This window comes from Vogesella facilis (assembly GCF_042648525.1).
GTDB classification, from domain to species: domain Bacteria; phylum Pseudomonadota; class Gammaproteobacteria; order Burkholderiales; family Chromobacteriaceae; genus Vogesella; species Vogesella facilis.
In genome coordinates this window covers 83,248-105,629 of record NZ_JBHRXN010000022.1, presented here as the reverse complement: position 1 = coordinate 105,629, position 22,382 = coordinate 83,248, and the positions used below count along the sequence as shown (strand labels likewise).

The following is a 22,382-nucleotide window of genomic DNA, read 5'->3' as shown; positions in this document are numbered from 1 at the left end:
CGCTCAGGGGCGCTTACACCTTCACGGTGTCGGCGATGTCCTGGTAGTCCTTGATCTGGTCGAAGTTCAGGTACTTGTAAACCTCGGCGCCTTTCTCGTTGATGATGCCGATGTTGGCCTTGTACTCTTCCACGGTCGGAATCTTGCCCAGCTTGGAGCAGATGGCGGCCAGTTCGGCGGAGCCCAGGAACACGTTGGTGTTCTTGCCCAGACGGTTCGGGAAGTTACGGGTCGAGGTGGACATCACGGTGGCGCCTTCACGTACCTGCGCCTGGTTACCCATGCACAGCGAGCAGCCCGGCATTTCGGTGCGCGCACCGGCCATGCCGAACACGCCGTAGTGGCCTTCGTCGGTCAGCTGCTGGGCGTCCATCTTGGTCGGCGGGGCCAGCCACAGTTTTACCGGCAGGTCGCGTTTGCCTTCCAGCAGCTTGGACGCGGCACGGAAGTGACCAATGTTGGTCATGCAGGAGCCGATGAACACTTCGTCGATCGGGGTGCCGGCGACTTCGGACATGAACTTCACATCGTCCGGGTCGTTTGGGCAGGCCACGATCGGCTCTTTCACGTCGGCCAGATCGATGTCGATCACGGCGGCGTAGTCGGCATCGGCATCACCCTTCAGCAGCTCGCCATTGGCGATCCACTCTTCCATCTTCTTGATGCGGCGCTCCAGGGTGCGGGCATCGGCGTAGCCGTCGGCGATCATGGTCTTCATCAGGGTGATGTTGGAGCGCATGTATTCGACGATCGGTTCCTTGTTCAGGTGCACGGTGCAACCGGCGGCGGAACGTTCGGCGGAAGCGTCGGACAGTTCGAACGCCTGCTCGACCTTCAGATCCGGCAGGCCTTCGATTTCCAGTACGCGACCGGAGAAGATGTTCTTCTTGCCGGCCTTGGCCACGGTCAGCAGGCCTTGCTTGATGGCGTACAGCGGGATGGCGTTCACCAGGTCGCGCAGGGTGACGCCCGGCTGCAGTTCGCCCTTGAAGCGCACCAGCACCGATTCCGGCATGTCCAGCGGCATAACGCCGGTGGCGGCGGCAAACGCTACCAGACCGGAGCCGGCCGGGAAGGAGATGCCGATCGGGAAGCGGGTGTGCGAGTCGCCACCGGTGCCCACGGTATCCGGCAGCAGCAGGCGGTTCAGCCAGCTGTGGATCACGCCGTCGCCCGGGCGCAGTGCCACGCCACCACGGTTGCTGATAAAGGCCGGCAGTTCCTTGTGCATCTTCACGTCTACCGGTTTCGGGTAGGCGGCGGTGTGGCAGAACGACTGCATTACCAGGTCGGCGGAGAAGCCCAGACACGCCAGGTCTTTCAGCTCGTCGCGGGTCATCGGGCCGGTGGTGTCCTGCGAGCCGACGGTGGTCATGCGCGGTTCACAGTAGGTGCCAGGACGCACGCCCTGGCCTTCCGGCAGACCACAGGCGCGGCCAACCATTTTCTGGGCCAGCGAGAAGCCCTTGCCGCTGTCGGCCGGATCTTTCGGCAGGCGGAATTCGGTGGAAGCCGGCAGACCCAGCGCTTCGCGTGCCTTGGCGGTTAGGCCGCGGCCGATGATCAGGTTGATGCGGCCGCCGGCGCGCACTTCGTCCAGCAGCACGTCGGATTTCAGGCTGAATTTCTCGACCAGCTGGCCGTTTTTCTCGATCTTGCCGTCGTACGGGTACACGTCGATCACGTCGCCCATTTCCAGCTTGGAAACGTCAACCTCGATCGGCAGCGAGCCGGAGTCTTCCTGGGTGTTGAAGAAGATCGGCGCGATCTTGCCGCCCAGGGTCACGCCACCGAAGCGCTTGTTCGGTACGAACGGAATGTCCTGGCCGGTAGCCCACACCACCGAGTTGGTGGCGGATTTGCGCGAGGAGCCGGTGCCGACCACGTCGCCGACGTAGGCCACCAGGTTACCTTTTTGCTTCAGCTCTTCGATGAACTGCATCGGGCCGCGCTTGCCATCTTCTTCCGGCTTGAACGCTGCGTCCGGGCGGGTGTTTTTCAGCATCGCCAGGTAGTGCAGCGGGATGTCCGGGCGGCTCCAGGCGTCCGGTGCCGGCGACAGGTCGTCGGTGTTGGTTTCGCCCGGTACCTTGAATACGGTAACGGTGATTTTCTGTGCCACTTCCGGGCGGCTGGTGAACCATTCGGCGTCGGCCCAGCTTTGCAGCACGGCCTTGGCGTTGGCGTTGCCGCCTTCGGCCAGCACTTGCACGTCGTGGAAGAAGTCGAATACCAGCAGGGTTTTCTTCAGGCCTTCGGCGGCCACGGCGCCGACTTCGGCATCGGCCAGCAGGTCGATCAGCGGCTTGACGTTGTAGCCACCCAGCATGGTACCCAGCAGTTCGGTGGCCTTGGCGCGCGAAACCAGTGGCGACTTCACGCTGCCCTCGGCCACGGCGGCCAGGAAGGAGGCTTTTACCTTGGCGGCATCGTCCACGCCCGGCGGAACACGGTGGGTGATCAGCTCAACCAGGGTCTCCTCTTCGCCGGCCGGCGGGTTCTTCAGGAGTTCAACCAGTTCTTCAACCTGTTTGGCGTTCAGCGGCAGCGGCGGAATGCCCAGTGCGGCGCGCTCTGCAACGTGTTGGCGGTAAGCTTGTAGCATGGCTCGGGACCTTTGTGCTTGGGTTGTTTGCAACAAGTCTGTCGACAGCGGGGTGTCTGCGACAGGCACCCGGGGACGCGATGGTTCTACCCGGTGGTGACTACAGGAAGATTACGCGCAAGCACCGGTGAGCACAAACGAGTAATCGAAACACTGGCTGTGAGTTAAAATCACATCATGAGCACTTATCCCCCTCTCAACGCATTACGCATTTTCGAGGCGGCAGCAAGGCTGGAAAGCTTTTCTGCCGCGGCCAACGAGCTGCACGTTACCCACGGTGCTGTGAGCAAGCAGATCAAGCAGCTGGAGGAATGGCTGGATGTGCCGCTGTTCGAGCGCGCCAGTGGTCGCGTCAAGCTGACCGAGACCGGCTGGCGCTACCTGGTGCAGATCCAGGACGGGCTGGACCTGATCGCCAACGCCACCTCGCAGCTGCTGCAGCCGGACCGCCAGCGCCGGCTGTCGATCAACTCCACGCCCACGCTGGCCATGTTCTGGCTGCTGCCGCGGCTGGCCGGCTTCCGGGCGCAGTATCCGGACATCGACCTGCATCTGGTGACTTCCGATCGCGACATCAGCCGGCTGGAGTCGCCGTTCGACATCGCCATTCGTCGCGGTCCGGGCGACTGGCCGGGGCATATCGCCAAGCCGTTCATGAAGGAGTGGGAGCTGCCGCTGTGCAGCCCGGCGCTGTTGGCAGCCAAGCCGCTGCAGACGGCGGCCGATCTGGCGCGACACACCCTGTTGTACGCCGATACCCGCCCGACCGCCTGGCAGCGCTGGTTCACGCTGGCCGGGGTGCCGGACCTGAAGGCGGCCAGCAGCCTGCATTTCGACCGCTTCTCGCTGGCGTTGCAGGCGGCGATCGATGGCTTGGGAGTGGTGCTGGGGCCGCTGCCGATGGCACAGCAGGCGCTGGATAGCGGCAAGCTGCTGGCACCGTTGGCCGCACCGCTGGTGCCGGTGCGCGACTACTGCTGGATCGCGCCGCGTGCGGCGCTGGACGATGGCGCGATCCACGCCTTCTGCCAGTGGCTGGAGCAGCAGGCGGCGGTGGTGTAAAAGCCGCACTGTTAAGCATTGGCTTTTTAATAAATGCGCGTTTATGTGGCATTGTCAGTGGTTGGCCGCGGCTTTATCGGTATGCTGGCGGGCAGCTAGCTACAGGACAGGGACACCATGTTTGATCTGCACCATCTGACCGTTTGCCTGGTCGAGCCATCGCGCCCGCAGGGCACCATCATCCAGGGCTATCTGCAACAGCTGGGTATCGAAAGGGTGATGCTGTGCACCGATGGCGCCGCGGCGCTGGCCGGCATGCGCGCGGTGCCGCGCCCGGATATCGTGGTGAGCGCCATGTACCTGCCGGACATGACCGGCGCCGATCTGGTGGTGGCGATGCGCGGAGACGAAGACCTGCGCGAGATGCCCTTCGTGCTGATCTCCAGCGAAACGCGGCCGCAGCAGCTGGACGCCATCCGCCAGGCCGGCGCCATGGCCATCCTGCCCAAGCCGTTCAGCCTGACGCAGCTGGATCGCGCGCTGTGTTCGGCGCTGGACTACCTGAACGCGGCCGATCTGCGTGCCAGCCTGGAAGGTTACGATCTGGACGCGCGCCAGGTACTGCTGGTGGACGATAGCGTAACCTCGCGCCATTACCTGCGCTCGGTGCTGGAGCGCATGGGCTTCGAGCACATCAGCGAGGCTGGCAACGGCGCCGAGGCGGTGCCGCTGCTGGACGTGCAGCGTTTCGACTTGATTCTCACCGACTACAACATGCCGGAAATGGATGGCAAGGCGCTGATCGAGTACATCCGCAGCCACCCGGTGAACATGTCCTGTCCGGTGCTGATGATCTCCGGCGAGCAGGATTTCGCGCGGCTGGCGGCAGTGGAGGAGGCGGGGGTGTCGGCCATCTGCGACAAGCCGTTCGAGATCGACACCCTGCGCCAGCTGGTTACGCAGTTTCTGTAGTCGCCTCGGCGCGCGGCGCCACCCACACCAGTTTTTCCGCCGTTGCACTCTTGCCGGCCTGGCTGCGCCAGTAGCCGGCGCGCACCGCTTGCGGCCAACTTGCCGGCAGGCCCGGCATGCTGGCCAGTAGCACTTCCTGGTTGCCGTTTTTCAGTTGTTCCGCCCGCAGCTTTTGCCGTTCCTTCGGGCCGCCCGCCGCCAGCAGTGCGCTGGTGGCGGCAGGCAAGGGCTGCAGCCAGCTGCTGTCCAGCTGCAGTCGCGGCTGGGTCAGTAGCGCCAGGCTGCCAAACGCGGTCTGCAGCCACGGCCGCCAGTTTGCCAGCGCCGCAGTGTCCGGTACCTGCACCGACTCCGGGTAATTCACCCCCAGCGTCAGTGCCGCTTCCATGCGGGCAAACCACGGCGCGTCCGCCGGCGCAAAGTCCGGCAACAGCAGCAGCATGTCCAGCCGCTTGGCGGCGGCGTCGTGGCTGACTACCGCGGCACCATGTTGGCCGCAGTGCGCCAGTTGCAGCATGAAGCTGCCATCGGGCAGCGCCGGTTGCGCTGGCAGGGCGGCCGGGGCGCGGGTGTGCGCCAGCGCAGCCTGCAGTGTCGGCGCCAGCGCGTAAATGCGGCGGCCGTCACGCACGAACTGGCCATAGGCTTCGGCCAGCACGAACTCGGTTTCGCGCTGGGTGTCGTTTAGCGGATGCCGGCTGGCGGCCTGTTCCAGCTCGCGCTGCACGATGCTGGCGGCCTCGCTGCATGCCTGCGACACGCTGGTGGCCTGCTGGAAAACCTGGGCGATGCGCTTGGCCCAGGGGCGGCTGGCCTGATAACGGGAGCTGTGAAAATCCATACGACTGCTGTCCTGCGCCGTTCAAAAGGGCGCGATTGTAGCGCAAAGCGGCGGCGGGCTCGTATTGGCATGTAATTGAAATGTCATTGCATTATGGGTAATCTGCTGGCGCGTCGAGATTCTGCTATCTCTGCGCGGAGTGATCGGCGGCGCCACCGTGCCGCCATCAGTCCTTCCCTTGTTGCAATACCTTGACGGGCTGGCCATGTGCCGGCCCGCTTTTTTTGCAATGCGTCATTTGGCGCGGGCATCATCGCGTTTCGTCGACACGGCGGCAGGGTTGGCCGCAGCGGAGGAAATGTGCGTATCGGATTCATTGGTCTGGGGCTGATGGGCGTGCCCATGTGCCGGCGCCTGCTGCAGGCGGGGCTGCCGCTGATGGTGTGGAACCGCAGCCCGGGCAAGGCGGACGAGCTGTGCCGGCAGGGTGCACTACTGGCGCCAAGCGTGGCCGAACTGGTGCAGCAGTGTCAGGTGGTGATGCTGTGCGTGTCGGACACCGACGCGGTGCGGCAGCTGCTGTTCGCCCCCGGCGGCATCGCCGAGCATGCGCAGGCCGGCCAGCTGCTGGTGGATTTCTCCAGCATCGCGCCGGCGGCGACGCGCGACATGGCCGCCAGCCTGCTGGTGCAGTGTGGCATGCGCTGGGTGGATGCGCCGGTTTCCGGCGGCGTGCGCGGCGCGGAAAGCGGCCAACTGGTGATCATGGCCGGTGGCGAGGAGGCGGACATCGACACGCTGCGCCCGCTGCTGACACACCTGGGGCAGCGCGTCACCCGCATGGGGCCGGTGGGTGCCGGGCAGGTGACCAAGGTGTGCAATCAGCTGATCGTGGCCAGCAACGCCATGCTGATCGCCGAAACCGTGCGCTTGGCCGAGCTGTCCGGCGTGGATGCCGCCAAACTGGCGCCAGCGCTGGCTGGCGGCTTTGCCGATTCCCTGCCGCTGCAGATTCTGGCGCCACGCATGGCGGCGCGGCAGTTCGAACCGCTGCAGTGGAAGGTGGCTACGCTATTGAAGGATCTGGGCAATGCGCTGGCGCTGGGGCAGCAGTGCGACAGTGCGCTACCGCTGGCAACGCTGGCGCAGCAGCAGCTGCTGCAGCACGCGGCGCTGGACGGCAATGCGCAGCGCGACCTGGCCAGCATTATCGAACTGTATGCCGGAGCCGGGCCATGCTGAAGTTTGCGGCCAACCTTAGCCTGCTGTTTACCGAGCAGCCGGTGCCGCAGCGCTTTGCTGCCGCCGCGGCAGCCGGCTTTGCCGCGGTGGAGATCCAGTTTCCCTACGATTACCCGGCGGACGCACTGGCGGCAGCGGCGCGCGCCGCCGGGACGCCGGTCATCCTGATCAATGTGCCGGCTGGCGACCTGATGCAGGGCGGGGCAGGGCTGGCGGGCCATCCGCAGCGGGTGGCCGAGTTTGCCGCCGCGCTGCCGTTGGCGCTGGCGTACGCGCAAGCGCTGGGGGTAGGGATGGTCAACGTGTTGCCGGGGCGCCTGGCGGCAGGGGTTGGCCGCAGGCAGGCGCTGGCGACACTGGCGGCCAACCTGGCGCGGGCGGCGGACTACTTCCGCCCGCACGGCATTCGCGTGCTGTGCGAGCCGATCAACGACCTGGACATGCCGGGCTTCCTGCTGCGTACTGCCGATGAATTGGCGGCATTGCTGGCGGATGACAATAGTTGTGACGTTGGCATGCAAATCGACCTGTATCACATGGCGCGCATGCAGCAGGATATTCCGCAATTGCTGCGCCGCCATCTGCCGGCCATCGCGCACATCCAGTTTGCCGATGCGCCGGGCAGGGGCGAACCGGGTAGCGGCGCGCTGCCGCTGGCACAATACTTTGCCTTGCTGACCGAACTGGGCTACACCGGCTGGTGCGCCGCAGAATATCGCCCCACCGCGCGTACGCAGGACACGTTGCAGTGGCTGCCGCCGCTTACTTGACGATTTTTTGCATACAATTCTGCCCGATGCTGAAAAATCAGTAGCTTGTCGCAGCTTGTCATGGAAATTTCTTGCAATAGGGAAATATTTTCGTTATAGTGCGCCCTCTTCGAAATTAGCCGGCGGATCCACCCGCACCGTCGGCCTCTGATATTTCATCGCCTCTGACGCCTTTTGGCCTGTTGCCGCCATGTCCTCTTTTCAGGACCGCTGTTTGCCGCTTGTCAGGTTGGTTCGATGACCTGTTACCCCTCAAGCGGGCTTACACCCAGCCTATCCGGCTGGACTGAAAGGATAGACATGCATTTCTCCGATCTCGGACTGCCGACCATTGTTGCCAAGGCCTTGGAAACCGCCGGTTACGACACCCCGACCCCGGTGCAGGCCGAAGCCATTCCGGCCGCCATTGCCGGCCGCGACCTGCTGGTTTCCGCACAAACCGGTAGCGGCAAGACCGCTGCCTTCCTGCTGCCGGCACTGACCCGTGTCAGCGAGCGCTCCAAGGGTTCCGGCAACGGCCCGCGTGTACTGGTGCTGACCCCGACCCGCGAACTGGCGCAGCAGGTGGAAAAGAACGCCCTGGTTTACGGTGAAGGCATGCGTTTCCTGCGCACCGTTACCCTGGTAGGCGGCGCTTCCTTCGGCTTCCAGACCCGCGCGCTGTCGCGCCCGGTGGACATCATCGTGGCCACCCCGGGCCGCCTGATGGACCACATGCGCTCCGGCCGCATCGACTTCTCCCGCCTGGAAATGCTGGTGCTGGACGAAGCCGACCGCATGCTGGACATGGGCTTCATCGAAGACATCGAAACCATCGTTGCCGCCACCCCGGCCGAGCGCCAGACCCTGCTGTTCTCCGCTACCCTGGACGGTATCGTCGGCAAGATGGCCGAGCGCATGACCCGCGAACCGCAGCGTATCGAGATCGAGCGCAAGGAAGAAAGCGGCAACATCGAAGAGCATCTGCTGTACGCCGATGACAACAACCACAAGAACCGTCTGCTGGACGCGATCCTGAAAGAATCCAACTTCGACCAGGCCGTGGTATTCACCGCCACCAAGATCGGTTCCGAAGAAATCGCCGACAAGCTGTGCGACATGGGTTACTCCGCTGCCTGCCTGCATGGCGACATGCCGCAAAGCTGGCGTAACCGCACCCTGAACGACCTGCGTCGTGGCCGCATCAAGATCCTGGTGGCGACCGACGTGGCCGCCCGCGGTATCGACGTCCCGGGCATCGGCTTGGTGGTGAACTACGACCTGCCGAAACAGGCGGAAGACTACGTGCACCGTATCGGCCGTACCGGCCGTGCCGGCCGTAGCGGCGTGGCGATCACCATCGCCGAATCGCGCGAATTCCACCGCGTACGCCGTATCGAGCAATACCTGAAGCGCCAGCTGGCCGAGGCTGTGATCCAGGGCATGGAGCCGACCCGTCGTCCGCCGAAAGGCCGTCGTCCGAATGGCGCCGGTGCCCGTGACGGTCAGCGTCGCGGTGGCTACGGCGATCGCAAGCCGGGCGGTGGCTACGCTGGCAAGAGCGGTGGCTACGGCGACCGTCGTGGCAGCAGCGGCCCGCGTCAGGGCGGCCACGGTGGCGAGCGTCGCGCACCGCGCGCCGAGTAAGCGCTAAACAATAAAAAACCCCGCCCCGGCGGGGTTTTTTATTGCCTGCCGCCAGCCACCACGTTGGCCGCAGGGTTGCCTGCTGCGGATGGCGGGCGCATGCTGCAGGCACTATCGATAGGAGTCGCCATGAGCATGCTGGACAATCTATTGAAACTGCTGGACGGCCCGCGCGACGGCGCCATGCTGCGCTTCGGCATCGCCAACGAGTACGCGCACCTGCAGGACTGGCCGCAGGCGGCCAACTACGCGCGCCAGGCGGTAACGAAACAGCACGATTTTTCCGCCGCCTGGAAGCTTCTGGGCAAGGCGCTGCTGAATGCCGGCGACGCGGCGGCGGCACTGGCTGCCTACCACGAGGGTATCGCCATTGCCGAGGCCAAGGGCGACATCCAGGCGGCCAAGGAAATGAAGGTGTTCGCGCGCCGCATCGAGAAGGCGCAAGGGGAATAAGGCGCGATCCGCCGGCTGGTGGTTGCGGCCAACCTTGATGATGCGGTCGGGGGCAGTGGCGGCGGCTGCTACGGCTGTCCGTGTTGCGCGATGGCGCCGTGCGGCCGTGTTCTTAACGGCCGTGGCTGTCGATTGCCCGGGGGTGGCGCGTGCGCGCCCGGCGCAGATAGCAGCCATCCAGCCGCGCCAGCAGGGTGGCCAGTTGCCAGAAGGCCAGCAGATACCGGGTCAGCAGCGCAAACCCCGGCTACTGGCCGTCTGTGCTCAGGCCGCTATGGCGCAGCAGCTGGCCGGTCAGTACGGCTGCCAGCAGCAGGCGCAGCAGGCGAAACAGCGCATCCGGTAGTAATGGGTAGTGAAAGCGTGGTTGCGGCTGGGTTTCATGCGGGTTTCCTGGCATAGCGGGACGCCAGATTATGTTTTTGGCATTGATGGGTCAGGCCGCGCCGCGCTTGAGCGCGCGCATGGCGTCGCTGAGCCCGGCCACGGTGAGCGGGAACATACGCTCGCCCATCAGTTCGCCGATCATGCCTACCGACTGGGTGTACTGCCAGTGTTCCTGCGGCAGCGGGTTGAGCCACACCGCGTGGCGGAACTGTTCTAGCAAACGCCGCAGCCAGGTTTCGCCCGGCTCCGCATTCATGTGCTCCACGCTGCCGCCCTTGAGCACGATCTCGTAGGGGCTCATGCTGGCATCGCCGACAAAGATCAGCTTGTAGTCATGGCCGAAGGTGTGGATCACGTCCCAGGTGGCTGTCTGCTCGCTGAAGCGGCGGCCGTTGTCCTGCCACAGTTTCTCGTACACGCAGTTGTGGAAGTAGTAGTACTCCAGGTGCTTGAACTCGGCCTTGGCGGCCGAGAACAGTTCCTCGCACACGCGGATGTGGTCGTCCATCGAGCCGCCCACGTCGAACAGCACCAGCACCTTCACCGTGTTGTGCAGCTCCGGCGTCAGCTGCACGTCCAGCAGACCGCCGTTCTTCGCCGTGGCGGCAATGGTGGCCGGCAGGTCCAGCGTCTCGGCGGCGCCGGCGCGGGCGAATTCGCGCAGCCGGCGCAGCGCCACCTTGATATTGCGGGTGCCCAGCTCTACCGAGTCGTCGAAATTGCGGAACTCGCGTTGATCCCACACCTTCACCGCGCGGCGGTGGCGTGATTCCTGCTGGCCGATGCGCACGCCCTCCGGGTTGTAGCCGTAGGCGCCGAACGGGCTGGTGCCGCCGGTGCCTATCCACTTGTTGCCGCCCTGGTGGCGCTCCTGCTGTTCTGCCAGCCGCTGGCGCAGGGTGTCCATCAGCTTGTCCCAGCCCATGGCCTCGATCTGGCGCTTCTCCTCCTCGTTCAGGTATTTCTCCACCTGTTTGCGCAGCCAGTCTTCTGGGATGTCGGTCTTGAGATCGGCCAGTGCCAGCTCGATGCCGTGCGCGTAGTGGGCGAACACCTGGTCGAAGCGGTCGAAGTATTTCTCGTCCTTGATCAGCACCGTGCGCGCCAGCTGGTAGAAGGCGTCCACGCTGCCGAAGGCCAGCTGCTGGCGCAGCGCCTGCAGCAGGGTGAGGTGTTCTTTCAGCGACACCGGCAGGCCGGCATCGCGCAGGGCGAGGAAGAAATCGAGCAGCATGATAGAAAACCGGTGACAAACGCAGAAAACCAGCCTAGAGTTTCAGCTCTAAACGAGTGTTTGATAACGCCGGAGCATAGCACATGAAAGCAGGCAGCCCCATCGCCGACAGTCTGCGCGCAAGCCTTGCCGAGCTGCAACAACAGGCGGTCCGCGCGCGGCCGGATTATGCCACGCGCCAGCGCTGGCTGGACGGCCTGCAGCGCATCGTCACCGAGCACCAGGCCGAGTGGATCGCGGCGCTGAATGCCGATTTTGGCTGCCGCAGCGCGGTGGAGACGCGGCTGGCCGAGCTGTTTCCGGCGCTGGAGGGCATCCGCCTGGCCCGGCGCCGGCTGAAAGGCTGGATGCGGCCGCAGCGCCGTGGCGTGTCGCTGTGGTTCTGGCCGGGGCGTGCCGCGGTGCAGCCGCAGCCGCTGGGCGTGGCCGGCATCATCGTGCCGTGGAACTACCCGATCTTCCTGGCGCTGGGGCCGCTGACCAGCGCGCTGTCGGCGGGCAACCGCGCCATGCTGAAAATGTCGGAGCTGTCGCCGCATAGCGGCGCGCTGCTGGCGCGGTTGTGCGAACGTTACCTGGGGCCGGAGGTGGTGCGGGTGGTCAACGGCGGGCTGGACGTGGCGGCGGCGTTCGCCAGCCTGCCGTTCGATCACCTGCTGTTCACCGGCTCCACCCGGGTTGGCCGCATGGTGATGCAGGCCGCTGCGGCCAACCTCACGCCGGTAACGCTGGAGCTGGGCGGCAAGTGCCCGCTACTGCTGGCGCCCGGCTTCGACATGGCGCGGGCGGCGGGCAGCATCGTCGCCGGCAAGCTGCTGAATGCCGGCCAGACCTGCGTGGCGCCAGACTACGTACTGGTGCATGCCGATGACCGGGATGCGCTGCTGGCCGCGCTGCGTAGCGCCGCGCGCCGCGCCTACCCGCGGCTGGCCGACAACCCGCACTACACCGCCATCATCAATCGCCAGCACCATCAGCGCCTGCTGGCCTGGCGCGACGAGGCGCACCAGCGTGGCGCGCGGGTGGAGGTGCTGAGCGACGAGGATGATGCCAGCCTGGCCGCCGCCTGCAAGCTGCCGCTGACGCTGATCGAACAGGCGCCGGCGGACTGCGCGGTGATGCGCGAGGAAATCTTCGGCCCCTTGCTGCCCATCGTCACCTATCGCCAGCTGGGCGAGGCGCTGGCGCACATCCTGCACCAGCCGCGGCCGTTGGCACTGTACCTGTTCGACGACGACCGCGCCCGCATCGACCGCGTGCTGGATGCCACCGTGGCCGGCGGCGTCAGCATCAACGACACCCTGCTGCACGTGGTGCAGGAGCAACTGCCGTTTGGCGGCGTCGGCCACTCCGGCATGGGGCATTACCACGGCCACGAGGGCTTCCTGACCTTCAGCAAGCTGCTGCCGGTGTTCCGGCAATCGCGGCTGGCCGGCACGGCGCTGATCCGGCCGCCATACGGCCAGCGCGTGCAAGTCCTGCTGCGGCTGATGCTGGGGCGCATCAAATGAGGCTGACGCGGCGAGAGCTGCTGCACACCGGCCTGCTGGGCGGCCTGGCGCTGACACTGGCCGGGCGTCTGGCCGTACCGCCGGCAGCGCCGGGCTTTGCGGCCAACCTTGCCGACCGGCAGCTGCTCGCCGCCTTGGCGCGCGGCATGCTGGGGCCACTGCCGGCCAGTGCGCCGCTGCCGGTGGTCGACAATGTGCTGACCGCCATCGCCGGCCTGCCACTGGCGCTGCAGGCCGAGCTGCGCCAGCTGTTCGACCTGCTGCACAACCCGTTGGCGCGCCGGCTGCTGGCCGGCGTGGCCGTGCCGTGGCCAGACGCCAGTGACGAGCAGGTGCGCGCCTTTCTGCAGCGCTGGCGCCATAGCCGCTTCAGCCTGCCGCGCAGCGGCTACCAGGCGCTGCACAGCCTGCTGTACGCAGGCTGGTATGGCGATGCCGCCAGCTGGCCGGGCATCGACTACCGTCTGCCGGCGATGATGAAAGGATTGCTATGAGCCGTTTGCCTGATCCGTGGCAGGCAGGGTTGGCCGCAGGCTGGCGGGTGCGCGACGCCAGCCAGTTGACGGCTGACCTGCAGCTGGAGTGTGACGTGGCCATCGTCGGCAGCGGCGCCGGCGGCGGCATGGCCGCCGAGCTGCTGGCGCAGGCCGGCCTGCGCGTGGTGCTGCTGGAAGAGGGCGCGCTGCATAGCTCGCAGGATTTCCGCCTCGACGAAGCGCAGGCCTACCCGCAGCTGTATCAGGAATCCGCCAACCGCCAGACTGCCGACAAGGGCATCACCATCCTGCAGGGGCGCTGCGTCGGCGGCAGCAGCACGGTGAACTGGACCAGCAGCTTTCGCACCCCGCCCGCCACGCTGGACTGGTGGCGCCAGGCACACGGCCTAGCCGGGCTGGAGGAGGCGACGATGGCGCCGTGGTTCGAGCGCGCCGAAGCCCGGCTGGGCATCGCGCCGTGGCAGAGCGACCCCAATGCCAACAATGCGGTGCTGGCGCGCGGCTGCGCGGCGCTGGGGCTGAGCCACGGCCGCATGCGGCGCAATGTGCGCGGCTGCTGGAACCTGGGCTACTGCGGCACCGGCTGCGCCACCAATGCCAAGCAGTCGATGCTGGTCACCACCATTCCGGCGGCGCTGGCGGCCGGTGCACAGCTGCTGACGCGGCTGCGGGTGCGCCAGCTGCAGCTGGCCGGCGGGCGGGTGGCCGGCGTGCTGGCGGAGGCGCTGCAGGCCGATGGCGTGCGCACCAGCGGGCGGCGGGTAACGGTGACGGCGCGGCAGGTGGTGCTGTCCGCCGGCGCCATCGGCACGCCCGCCATCCTGCTGCGCAGCCGCGCGCCAGACCCGTACCGCCAGCTGGGCAAGCGCACCTTTCTGCACCCGGTGCTGTTGTCCGGCGCGCTGTTCGCCGAGCGCATCGATGGCTACTACGGCGCGCCGCAGTCGGTGTATAGCGACCACTTCCTGCACGTCGATGCCATCGACGGGCCGCTGGGCTACAAGCTGGAGGTGCCGCCGATCCACCCGCTGATCATGGCCGCCACCTTGCCCGGCAACGCCGCCGTGCACCAGCGGCTGATGCAGCGGATGCCGCAGCTCAATGTCACCCTGGCGCTGCTGCGCGACGGTTTCCACCCGCGCAGCGTCGGCGGCCAGGTGCGGCTGCGCGCCGACGGCTCGCCGCTGCTGGACTACCCGCTGGGCGAGCTGGAATGGCAGGCGGCGCGGCGGGCGCTGCTGAGCATGGCCGAGCTGCAGTTTGCCGCCGGCGCCCGCGCGGTGCTGCCGGTGCACGAGGACGCCGGCCTGGCGCGCAGCTGGCACGCGGCACGGCAGATGATAGCCGCACTGCCGATGCAGACGCTGCGCACGCGAGTGGTGAGCGCGCACGTGATGGGCGGCGCGGCGATGGCCGCCGACGAGCGCCACGGCGTGGTGGACGCTTACGGCCGCCACTGGCAGCTGCCGAATCTGACCGTGATCGACGGCTCGCTGTTTCCCACCAGCGTCGGCGCCAACCCGAAGCTGTCGGTGTATGCCTTTGCCTTGCGCGCGGCGGAAGCGCTGCGGCGGCGCCTGGCCTGAGCCGGCGCGGCAGGCAAAGCAATGCGGCCAACCTTGGCGAAAGGTTGGCCGCATTTTTCTGCTGCCGGCTTGGCATCGGGGCGTCTAGAACAGCTCGATATCGCCACTGCTAGCCACACCTTCGCTGCCCAGCGTCAGCTCGCTGGTGCGGGCGCGGTTGCGGCGCTGGTCGTTCCACTGGAAGTGACTCAGTTCGAAATGGGCGAGTGCGGCTTTCAGCTGCTCGCCGAGCTTGCGCAGGTCTTCCGGCGATACCGCGTGGATGCGGCTGGCACTCAGCGCATCCTGGTTCAGCTGCACCAGGATGTCGCAGGAGCTCTTGGAGGCGTTCACCGCCTCGGCCTGGGCGGCCACGGCCGCGCCGATGCCGCTGGCGGCGACGGTGATGTCGGTGATGGCGCTGGTGACCTGATCGAGCTTGCTGCGCGAGCTGCCGGCATGGGTGGCGGTATCGTCGGCACGCTGCTGCGAGGCGGCCATGGTGTTCACCACCGTGCGCGTGCCATGCTGCACCTCGCCCATGATGTCGCGCACCTGGGTGGTGGCCTCCTGGGTACGGTGTGCCAGCTTGCGCACTTCGTCCGCCACCACGGCGAAGCCACGGCCGGCCTCGCCGGCGCGCGCCGCCTCGATGGCGGCGTTCAGCGCCAGCAGATTGGTCTGGTCGGCAATGTCACGGATCGTGTCGAGGATGTTGCCGATGCGGTCGGAGGCCGCCGACAGCGCCTGCACGTCGCGCTCCGACTGCTCCAGCATGCGCGCGACTTCGGTGACGCCGTCGATCACGGTCAGCGTGGCCTCGCGGCTGATGGCCATGTCCTGCTCGGCGGTACTGGCCGCCGCGGTAATGGCCTGCAGCTGGCCGCGCAGCTGCTCTGCCTGCGCGATCATGCTGCCGATGCCGTGGATCAGCACCTCGCCATGCGAGGACTGCAGCATGTTTTTCTGCAGGATGGCGCTATAGGTGTCGGTCAGCTCCTGCGCCATCGGCATCAGCCGCGCGGCGGAGGCGATCACCTCGCCGAAGGCGCCGTCGATGCGCTGGAACACACCGTTGAAATGCTTGCCGCAGTCCTGCCAGACGCCGGCGTGCTGCTCCTGCATCGGCCGCGCCAGGTTGATCGGCTCGACCGCCAGTGCCTGCAGATGCTGGTTGATGTGCGTCAGCGGGCGCAGGAAATGGCGCTGCGCCCGCCAGCCCAGCAGCGCCAGGATCAACAGGCAGCTGAGCAGGGCCAGGCCCAGCTGCAGGCCGCCGCCGGCCGGCAGCCACAGGCCGGCGAAGGGCAACAGCAGCACTGGCAGGGCGGGGGCGATAAAATAAAAGGAGAAGGACTTCATCTGGAGGTTCCCTGATTTTCTTGTTGTACGGCATGACCCTACACGGCGGGCGTGTATTATCCGGGCATCTTCCGGGGTGGCAAGACCGCTTAGGGTAATATATCGATACCGGTCTTTTTAAGGCCAGCAAAAAGGCAAAATCATGTGGGATTGGCTGTTGGGTAGCGGGCATCCGGTATCCAGACAGGATGTGGAAGCCGCGGTGGAAATGCTGGTGGAGCAGGTGGAGCCACGGCTGCGGCTGCTGCCGGATGGACGGCGCAAGTTGCGCCGCGGGGTGAAACGCACGCTGCAATACATGCACGAGCTGGGCGAGGCGCTGCCCGAATCGCTGGACCTGAGCCTGCCCGGCTACAGCCTGGATCGCCGCGTCGGGCTGCTGTTTTCCTCGCCGCAGTCGCTAAGCGACATCCTGGCCGGCAGCGAGTCGCTGCACGATTATTTTGCCCGCCCGTCGTCGGCGGATACCGTGCAGCTGATGCTGTCGATGCAGCCGAGCGAGACCCATCGCCTCGGCAGCATGCTGATGCCGGACGGCTCGATCCGCAAGGATGTGCCGCAGACGATATTGAGTTTCGACCGCCACCGCTTCATCGCCGCCGGTAACACCCGCGACGAGGCGGTGCGCAAGGGGCGCGAGCATGCCTACGCGGTGTGGTGCGCCAGCCTGGGGCAGGGCATGCAGGAGCTGGAGGCGCGCCGCCGGCTGCTGGAGATCGAACGGCAGGCGCTGCAGTTGCAGCTGAAAACCGGCGCCGGCGTGCTGAACGCCGAGGCGCTGAACCTGAGCGGGGTGCTGACGCGCGAACAGGCGGCCGAGCGGCTGGCGCAGGTGCAGCGCGAGCTGACCGACGGCAGCAAGCTTGGCTCGCTGGCCGGCAAGCTGCAGCTGCTGCAGCAGATCGTGGAAGGGCCGGAGGAATACATCAAGGCGCGGCAGGACACGGTGTGGGTGAACCGCATGGGGGTGCTGACGCCGCCGGAGCAGGGTGGCCAGCAGCTGGACTACGCCGAAGTGCTGCTGGGCTATGTGCAGCAGCGCCGCCGCGTGGTGTTTCCGGCCACGCTCAGCCGCGACGCCTGGCGCGAATGGCAGCAACGTTGGCCGCAGCAGGACAGCGGCAGCGTGCTGTAGCTACGCGGTGCCGGCGTGGACGATCAGCGGGATCGCCATCTCGGCGCGGCTCATGCCGCCATGGTTGCCGATCAGCCGCGGCCGTTCCTTGTCGTCCACCATCTGCAGCAGGCCCCAGTCGTCCTTCAGCAGCAACACGTAATCGCCCAGCCGTGCCGCCAGCTGCGGGTGATGCGGCGGCGGGCCGAACCACTCGGCGGCCAGCACGTCTTCCGCGCGCAGCACCCACAGCGCATGCCCCAGCGTGGCGGCCACCGCGGCGGGGAAGCTGTCGCGGCACTCCGGCCGCACCTGGCAGAACGCCACCCGCGGCTCGCCGGACAGCGGCCGTGCCAGCATGGCGGCCAACTCCGGGTAATCGTTGAGAAACAGCAGCTTTTCCGGCGGGATGTCCAGCTGGCCGTGGTCGGCGGTGATCAGCAGCCGGCAGCTGGCGGGCAGCTGCGGCGCCAGCGCCGCGCAGTGGGCGTCCAGCCGCTGCAGCAGCAACTGCGCCCGCACGTGGCGGGTGCCCTTGTGGTGCATCAGCGAATCCAGATCCGGGATATAGGCATACACGAACTTGCGCCCCGGCTGCTGCGCCAGTGCCGCCAGCTGGCCGAACAGCGCATCGTAGCCGCGCCATGGCAGTGCCGCCGCCTCGCCGCCGTGGTGGCGGCTGTACCGCGAATCGGCGATGTATTCCGGCTGCAGCACGTAGGGGCGGCGCGCGCCGGCGAGCAGCGCCGACGGCTGCCGGTACAGCGTGGTGGCCAGGGTGTCGTCCGGCAGCGGCTCGCCATGTTCGCGCCAGTGCTCGCGCAGCGGCAGCGGGGTGGCGATGCAGCCGGCCTCCGGCGCCCAGATATGCCACGCCAGCAGGCCGTGCTGCGACGGCGCGGCGCCGGTCAGCAGCGTGGTGATCGCCGCGGTGGTGGTGCTGGGAAACACCGAGCGCAGACTGCAGCGCGGCTGGCGCGCCAGCCAGCCGTCCGGCGCCAGTGCGGCCAACTGTGCCTCGCCCATGCCGTCGATCAGCAGCAGGATGAGGGTTTCCGCCTGTTCCAGGTCGTCCAGCAGCGGGTGCTGCAGCGGCGCCACCCCCGGCGTGCCGTGCAGGCGCGCCGCCAGGTTGGCAAGGCTGTGCTGGTAGTCGGGTGCCACAAGATCGGCGGGCAGTTGGGCGGGGGTGTGCATGGTGATGTCGGCAAGTGGCGGGTATAGTCACGGTTTTACCATGCCGGGCGGCCCGCTGCCCATTCCACCGCCATGCAAGCACTTCGAGTCAGCTGTACCGAGTGCGGCGCCTGCTGCGCCGCCTTCCGCGTGTCGTTCCACAAGTCCGAGCTGGCGCACGGCGAGGAGCCGGGCGTGCCGCCGGCGATGGCGGTGCACGAGGTGGCCAACACCATGCGCATGTGCGGCACTGACGAAGCGGTATCGCGCTGCGTGGCGCTGGTAGGCGAGGTGGGCAAGCAGGTGTCGTGCAGCATCTACCCGGTGCGGCCGTCGCCGTGCCGCGAGTTCGGCCAGCTGGCGGCGGTGGGCATCTACGAGGAAGCCTGCAATCGCGCCCGCAGCCGCCACGGTCTGCCGCCGCTGCCGGTGGACAGCTGGTAGCCGGCCACTGGCCGTTCGCATGGAACAAGGGCGCCCCGCGGGGCGCCCTTGTCGTTGCGGCCAACCTTTATCTCCGCCTAGCCGTAGGCCAGGCTCAGGTGGTTGTCCCACTTCACCGGGTAGCGCCGGCTGCGGCTGGCGTCGAGCTGCAGCGTGGCGCTGTCCAGCCACACGATGTCGCCCAGCTCGTTGCTGACGATGAAATGGCGGCCGTCGCGCGTCGCCGCCACGCCGGACGGCTTGGCCAGCGGCACCGCCGCCAGATAGTTGCCGGCGCCGTCCCAGCACAGCACCGCGTCGCCGCGGGTGGCGGTGGCGACAATGCGGTTGGCGCTGGCCGCCACGCTGGAAGCGTAGCCATCGCAGCGGCGCAGCAGTTCGTCCGGCTGCGGCAGCATGCGCAGGCCGCGGTCCGGCTGCCACAGTGCCGCCACCGGCACGCTGTCGTCGTCGCCCTCGTACTGCAGTGCCACCGCGTAGCGGTCGGCCGCCAGCCGCGCCAGATGACGGATGGAATAGCGCGAATCCGGCAGCGTGTACTGCGCCACGCTGCGACCTTGCGCGAGGTCGATCACGTCCAGGCTGGGCTGCATGCTGTGCCGGTTCAGCTTGATGCGGCCGCTTTCCGGCAGGGTGAGGATGCCGCCGTTGGCCACCAGCACGCGGCCGTCGTCCATGCCCACCAGCTCGTGCGGGCCGATGCCGCCGGAGGGCAGTTCGGCCAGCGGTTGCAGCGTGGCCAGGTCGCGCACGGTGAGCAGGCCGTTGCCGCTGTCGATGTCGCTGTCGGTGGTCAGCAACCGGCCGCCATGCACGATGCCGTGGCCAAAGCCGTGGCGCTGGTCCGGGTAGTCGTACCACGCCACGGTGGCGCCGCTGTGCCAGTTGAAGCGGGCGATCTGGTAGCCGGGGCGGCGCGCGAACACGATGGCCTCCTGCCCCGGCAGCAGCGCCAGGTGGTGGCCGCGCGCCGGCAGGGTCAGCGCCGCGTCGCCGCCGGCCGCGCCGGCGCGGTGCTGGTTGCGGCCAACGTCGTAGGCGGCCAGCACGCTAAAGCGCTCTTCGCCGGCGCGGGCATACAGCGGCCACGCCGCCAGCGCCAGCGCGCCGGCCTGCAGCAGGCGGCGGCGGCCCGTATCAATCGCCATCGGATTCATTGAAGCTGAGGGTGATGTCCAGCGCCTGCGTCAGCGGGCCTTCCAGCGTGTCCATCAGTGCTTCCAGCGCGTCGGTGCTGGCGGCTGCACGCGGGCCGTTGCCCACCTGCAGCAGATTGTCCGGCAGCTGCTGCAGGCCGCTTTCCACCGCTGCGACGCGTTGCCGCAGCTCGCTGGCCAGTGCCGGCTTGTCGGCCAGCAGCAGCGTCAGCCCGCCCTGGCCGTCGCCACCCAGCAGCACCGCGTGCAGCAGGCCGAACTGGGCGCGCACCAGCTGCTTGCCGCTGGCGCTGCGCTGGCCGATCACCTGTTCCGGCTTGACGCTGCCGATGCGCGCCAGCTCCTTGTGCAGCTCGTTCAGCCCGGCCAGGGTGAGGTTGACCACTTCTTCCAGCGGCTGCTTGCTGTTGCTGTACGGCGCGCCGGCTTCGCCGCTGCGGCCGAGGTCGGCGGCGAAGCGCTGCCAGTCGGCCAGCAGCGGCGGGGTGTGGCCGGCGATTTCGGCGGCATTGCGCTGCAGCCACTGGCAGCGGGCCGGCTGCGCCAGCTGGCCGGCGCGCTCGTACAGCGCGTACTCGATGGCGCTGTAGCCCTTGGCGGCGGAGCCGGCCTGTTCGTAAGCCTCGGCGCTGGCGCCCAGCTGCTGCTCAATGGCGGCCTCGATCAGCGCCGGCCGCGTCGGACGGAAGGCGATCACGCGCTGGCTGCGGCGCTCGGCGGTAGGGCCCCAGTTCAGCGGGGCCAGCGCCTGCCAGCGGCTGTAGGCAGCCAGCCAGGCCTGGCGGCTATTGGCCTGCGCGGCCTTGCCCGGCGCGCGGCACAGGGTGTCGATGCTGGCGGCCAGCTGGCGGCTGCTGTCGTTCAGCTGCTGATAGCGCGGCAGCAGCTCGCGCTGCGCCAGTTGTTGCAGAAACTGCTGCTCGGCCGCAGGGTTGGCCGCAGCCAGTGCGGGCAGCAGCGCGGCCAGCAGGCCGCAGGTGGCAGGCAGGGTCTTGGGCATGGTGGTGTCCTGATTGGGTCGCGGCGGTCGCCGGCTGGACGGCCGCCGCGGACTACGGTTAGAGCGAATTCAGAAAGGCGAGCACGGCCGCGCGGTCGGTGCCGTCCAGCGCGGCATAGCGCTGGCGGGCGGCCGCCGCCTCGCCGCCGTGCCACAGGATGGCTTCGGTCAGGTTGCGCGCGCGGCCATCGTGCAGGTACTCGCTGTGGCCATTCACATCCTTGAACAGGCCAATGCCCCACAGCGGCGGCGTCTTCCACTCGCGGCCGTCGGCCAGACCGTCCGGGCGGTGGTCGGCCAGCGCCTCGCCCATATCGTGCAGCAGCAGGTCGGTGTACGGGCTGATCTTCTGGCCGGAGACTTCCGGCAGGCCGCGCAGGACGCCGGTGGTGTAGCCGGCCACGTGGCAGCTGCTGCATTGCAGCTGGCCGAACAGCAGCTTGCCGCGGCGCACCTCGGCGCTGTCGGTATTGCGCTGCGCCGGCACCGCCAGCGTCTGGCTGTAGAAGATCACCGCGTTCATCTTGCCGGCGGCGATCTCCGGCTGGCCGCCATGCGGCGCGCGGCGGCAGTCGCGCTGCGCCGGCATGCATTCCTCGCGCGGGAAGCGCGGCGAGGTGATGCCCATGTCGCCGTTGAAGGCGCCGGCGGCCTGGTGCGCGATGGTGGCGACGTTGGCCTTCCAGCCGTAGCGGCCGAGCAGCGTCTTGCCGGCGTAGGCGTCATGCACGTAGTTGGCGCGGCCGCTGATGCCCTGGCCGGCGGCGGCCTGCTGGCGGGCATTGGCCAGGATGTCCTGCTCGCGGATCGCCTCCAGCAGGCCGAGGCCTATCATCTGCGGTGCAATGCGCGGCGACACCTGCAGCTGCGGGTGCAGCGGGCCGTAGCCCAGCTCATCGAAGCGGTACTGCGGCTGGCGCAGGCTGTAGGCTTCGCCATCGGTAAAGCGGCCCGGCAGCTCGGTGTAACTGATGCTGACCTTGCCCTCCGGCTTGACGCCGGGAATGGCGTCGTTGTTGAACTGGCCGCCGTAGTTCGGCTCCGGCAGCGTGCCCTTGGCGCCGGGAATCGACAGCCGGAACAGCAGCGCCATCGGCTGCTCGCTCTGCAGACCGTTGTCGAACGCCGGGGTGCTGCCGCGGCCGTCCAGCGTGTGGCAGGCGCCACAGGAGCGGGCGATGAAGTGCGGCCCCAGGCCGTCGCGCGCGGCGGTGGACGACGGCGCCTCCACCCAGGCTTTCTTGAAGAAGGAATTGCCGACGAAGAATTGCGTCTGGCGGTCGCTGGCCATATTGGCCGCCGGCAGCGAGAAGGCGTTGCGGCCAACCTCGTACACCGTGGTGTCGCCACCCAGTTTTTCGTCGCCTTCCCGATACGGCGCCAGCTCCGGCGCCGCGGTGAAGCCCAGCGTGCCCAGCAGCGCGGCGGTGCCGCCTAGCGCGCTCAGCGCCTGCAAATACGGTGCTTTCATCTGTGTTCCAGCA

Annotated in this window: 20 protein-coding genes; 11 read left to right on the top strand and 9 right to left on the bottom strand. The window is 67.6% G+C overall.

Going from position 1 to position 22,382, the window contains the following annotated elements:
• Positions 1-13 precede the first annotated feature (13 nt).
• Positions 14-2,605 carry a bifunctional aconitate hydratase 2/2-methylisocitrate dehydratase gene (gene acnB, locus ACFOLG_RS08735; RefSeq protein ID WP_386090830.1) on the bottom strand — a complete coding sequence of 864 codons (2,592 nt, stop codon included), beginning with the start codon at positions 2,603-2,605 and terminating at the stop codon, positions 14-16.
• Between the two features lie 177 nt (positions 2,606-2,782).
• Between acnB and gcvA the strand changes: the two genes are divergently transcribed.
• Positions 2,783-3,667 (top strand): transcriptional regulator GcvA, encoded by an 885-nt coding sequence (gene gcvA / locus ACFOLG_RS08730; RefSeq protein WP_386090828.1) that lies wholly within the window; start codon positions 2,783-2,785, stop codon positions 3,665-3,667.
• Positions 3,668-3,784: 117 nt separating this feature from the next.
• Positions 3,785-4,579, top strand: a complete 795-nt coding sequence (locus ACFOLG_RS08725; RefSeq protein WP_386090825.1) for a response regulator — start codon at positions 3,785-3,787, stop codon at positions 4,577-4,579.
• On the opposite strand, the gene ACFOLG_RS08720 is transcribed toward ACFOLG_RS08725, so the two are convergent.
• Positions 4,563-5,420: a hypothetical protein gene (locus tag ACFOLG_RS08720; protein ID WP_386090823.1), complete on the bottom strand. Its 858-nt coding sequence runs from the start codon at positions 5,418-5,420 to the stop codon at positions 4,563-4,565. The genes ACFOLG_RS08725 and ACFOLG_RS08720 overlap by 17 nt on opposite strands.
• Positions 5,421-5,627: 207 nt before the next feature.
• Here ACFOLG_RS08720 and ACFOLG_RS08715 point away from each other — a divergent pair, with 207 nt between their 5' ends.
• The 4 genes from ACFOLG_RS08715 to ACFOLG_RS08700 all read left to right on the top strand — a co-directional run bounded on the left by ACFOLG_RS08715 (position 5,628) and on the right by ACFOLG_RS08700 (position 9,451).
• Positions 5,628-6,602 carry an NAD(P)-dependent oxidoreductase gene (locus ACFOLG_RS08715; protein ID WP_386090821.1) on the top strand — a complete coding sequence of 325 codons (975 nt, stop codon included), beginning with the start codon at positions 5,628-5,630 and terminating at the stop codon, positions 6,600-6,602.
• Positions 6,596-7,372, top strand: a complete 777-nt coding sequence (locus ACFOLG_RS08710) for a hydroxypyruvate isomerase family protein (protein ID WP_386090819.1) — start codon at positions 6,596-6,598, stop codon at positions 7,370-7,372. The genes ACFOLG_RS08715 and ACFOLG_RS08710 overlap by 7 nt, the downstream gene beginning before the upstream one ends.
• Before the next feature lie 300 nt (positions 7,373-7,672).
• Positions 7,673-8,998 carry a DEAD/DEAH box helicase gene (locus tag ACFOLG_RS08705; protein ID WP_386090817.1) on the top strand — a complete coding sequence of 442 codons (1,326 nt, stop codon included), beginning with the start codon at positions 7,673-7,675 and terminating at the stop codon, positions 8,996-8,998.
• A gap of 129 nt (positions 8,999-9,127) precedes the next feature.
• Positions 9,128-9,451, top strand: a complete 324-nt coding sequence (locus tag ACFOLG_RS08700) for a hypothetical protein (RefSeq protein ID WP_386090815.1) — start codon at positions 9,128-9,130, stop codon at positions 9,449-9,451.
• 247 nt (positions 9,452-9,698) lie between these two features.
• On the opposite strand, the gene ACFOLG_RS08695 is transcribed toward ACFOLG_RS08700, so the two are convergent.
• Both ACFOLG_RS08695 and ACFOLG_RS08690 read right to left on the bottom strand, forming a co-directional pair.
• Positions 9,699-9,851 (bottom strand): hypothetical protein, encoded by a 153-nt coding sequence (locus ACFOLG_RS08695; RefSeq protein WP_386090813.1) that lies wholly within the window; start codon positions 9,849-9,851, stop codon positions 9,699-9,701.
• Between the two features lie 36 nt (positions 9,852-9,887).
• On the bottom strand, positions 9,888-11,072 hold the full coding sequence (locus ACFOLG_RS08690; protein WP_386090811.1) for a vWA domain-containing protein: 1,185 nt from the start codon (positions 11,070-11,072) through the stop codon (positions 9,888-9,890).
• Between the two features lie 83 nt (positions 11,073-11,155).
• On the opposite strand from ACFOLG_RS08690, the gene ACFOLG_RS08685 reads away from it, so the two are divergent.
• From ACFOLG_RS08685 to ACFOLG_RS08675, 3 genes are read left to right on the top strand one after another with little or no spacing between them, the layout of a single operon-like run.
• Positions 11,156-12,583 carry a coniferyl aldehyde dehydrogenase gene (locus ACFOLG_RS08685; protein WP_386090809.1) on the top strand — a complete coding sequence of 476 codons (1,428 nt, stop codon included), beginning with the start codon at positions 11,156-11,158 and terminating at the stop codon, positions 12,581-12,583.
• Positions 12,580-13,077 (top strand): hypothetical protein, encoded by a 498-nt coding sequence (locus tag ACFOLG_RS08680; protein ID WP_386090807.1) that lies wholly within the window; start codon positions 12,580-12,582, stop codon positions 13,075-13,077. Before ACFOLG_RS08685 ends, ACFOLG_RS08680 begins: the two co-directional genes overlap by 4 nt.
• On the top strand, positions 13,074-14,666 hold the full coding sequence (locus ACFOLG_RS08675) for a GMC family oxidoreductase N-terminal domain-containing protein (protein ID WP_386090805.1): 1,593 nt from the start codon (positions 13,074-13,076) through the stop codon (positions 14,664-14,666). The genes ACFOLG_RS08680 and ACFOLG_RS08675 overlap by 4 nt, the downstream gene beginning before the upstream one ends.
• Before the next feature lie 84 nt (positions 14,667-14,750).
• Here ACFOLG_RS08675 and ACFOLG_RS08670 read toward each other — a convergent pair whose 3' ends face one another.
• On the bottom strand, positions 14,751-16,007 hold the full coding sequence (locus tag ACFOLG_RS08670; RefSeq protein WP_386090803.1) for a methyl-accepting chemotaxis protein: 1,257 nt from the start codon (positions 16,005-16,007) through the stop codon (positions 14,751-14,753).
• 142 nt (positions 16,008-16,149) lie between these two features.
• Between ACFOLG_RS08670 and ACFOLG_RS08665 the strand changes: the two genes are divergently transcribed.
• Positions 16,150-17,142, top strand: coding sequence for a hypothetical protein (locus ACFOLG_RS08665; RefSeq protein WP_386090801.1), 993 nt, complete (start codon positions 16,150-16,152; stop codon positions 17,140-17,142).
• Here ACFOLG_RS08665 and ACFOLG_RS08660 read toward each other — a convergent pair whose 3' ends face one another.
• Entirely contained in the window at positions 17,143-18,318 is a 1,176-nt protein-coding gene (locus ACFOLG_RS08660; protein ID WP_386090799.1) for an alkaline phosphatase family protein, read from the bottom strand.
• Between the two features lie 72 nt (positions 18,319-18,390).
• On the opposite strand from ACFOLG_RS08660, the gene ACFOLG_RS08655 reads away from it, so the two are divergent.
• Positions 18,391-18,741, top strand: coding sequence for a YkgJ family cysteine cluster protein (locus ACFOLG_RS08655; RefSeq protein ID WP_386090797.1), 351 nt, complete (start codon positions 18,391-18,393; stop codon positions 18,739-18,741).
• A gap of 77 nt (positions 18,742-18,818) precedes the next feature.
• Here the strand turns inward: ACFOLG_RS08655 and ACFOLG_RS08650 are convergent, their stop codons facing one another.
• The 3 genes from ACFOLG_RS08650 to ACFOLG_RS08640 are packed head-to-tail and all read right to left on the bottom strand — an operon-like array spanning position 18,819 to position 22,369.
• Positions 18,819-19,889 (bottom strand): DUF1513 domain-containing protein, encoded by a 1,071-nt coding sequence (locus tag ACFOLG_RS08650; RefSeq protein WP_386090795.1) that lies wholly within the window; start codon positions 19,887-19,889, stop codon positions 18,819-18,821.
• Entirely contained in the window at positions 19,879-20,898 is a 1,020-nt protein-coding gene (locus tag ACFOLG_RS08645; RefSeq protein ID WP_386090793.1) for an imelysin family protein, read from the bottom strand. The genes ACFOLG_RS08650 and ACFOLG_RS08645 overlap by 11 nt, the downstream gene beginning before the upstream one ends.
• 58 nt (positions 20,899-20,956) lie before the next feature.
• Positions 20,957-22,369, bottom strand: a complete 1,413-nt coding sequence (locus ACFOLG_RS08640; RefSeq protein ID WP_386090790.1) for a di-heme oxidoreductase family protein — start codon at positions 22,367-22,369, stop codon at positions 20,957-20,959.
• Positions 22,370-22,382: the final 13 nt, after the last annotated feature.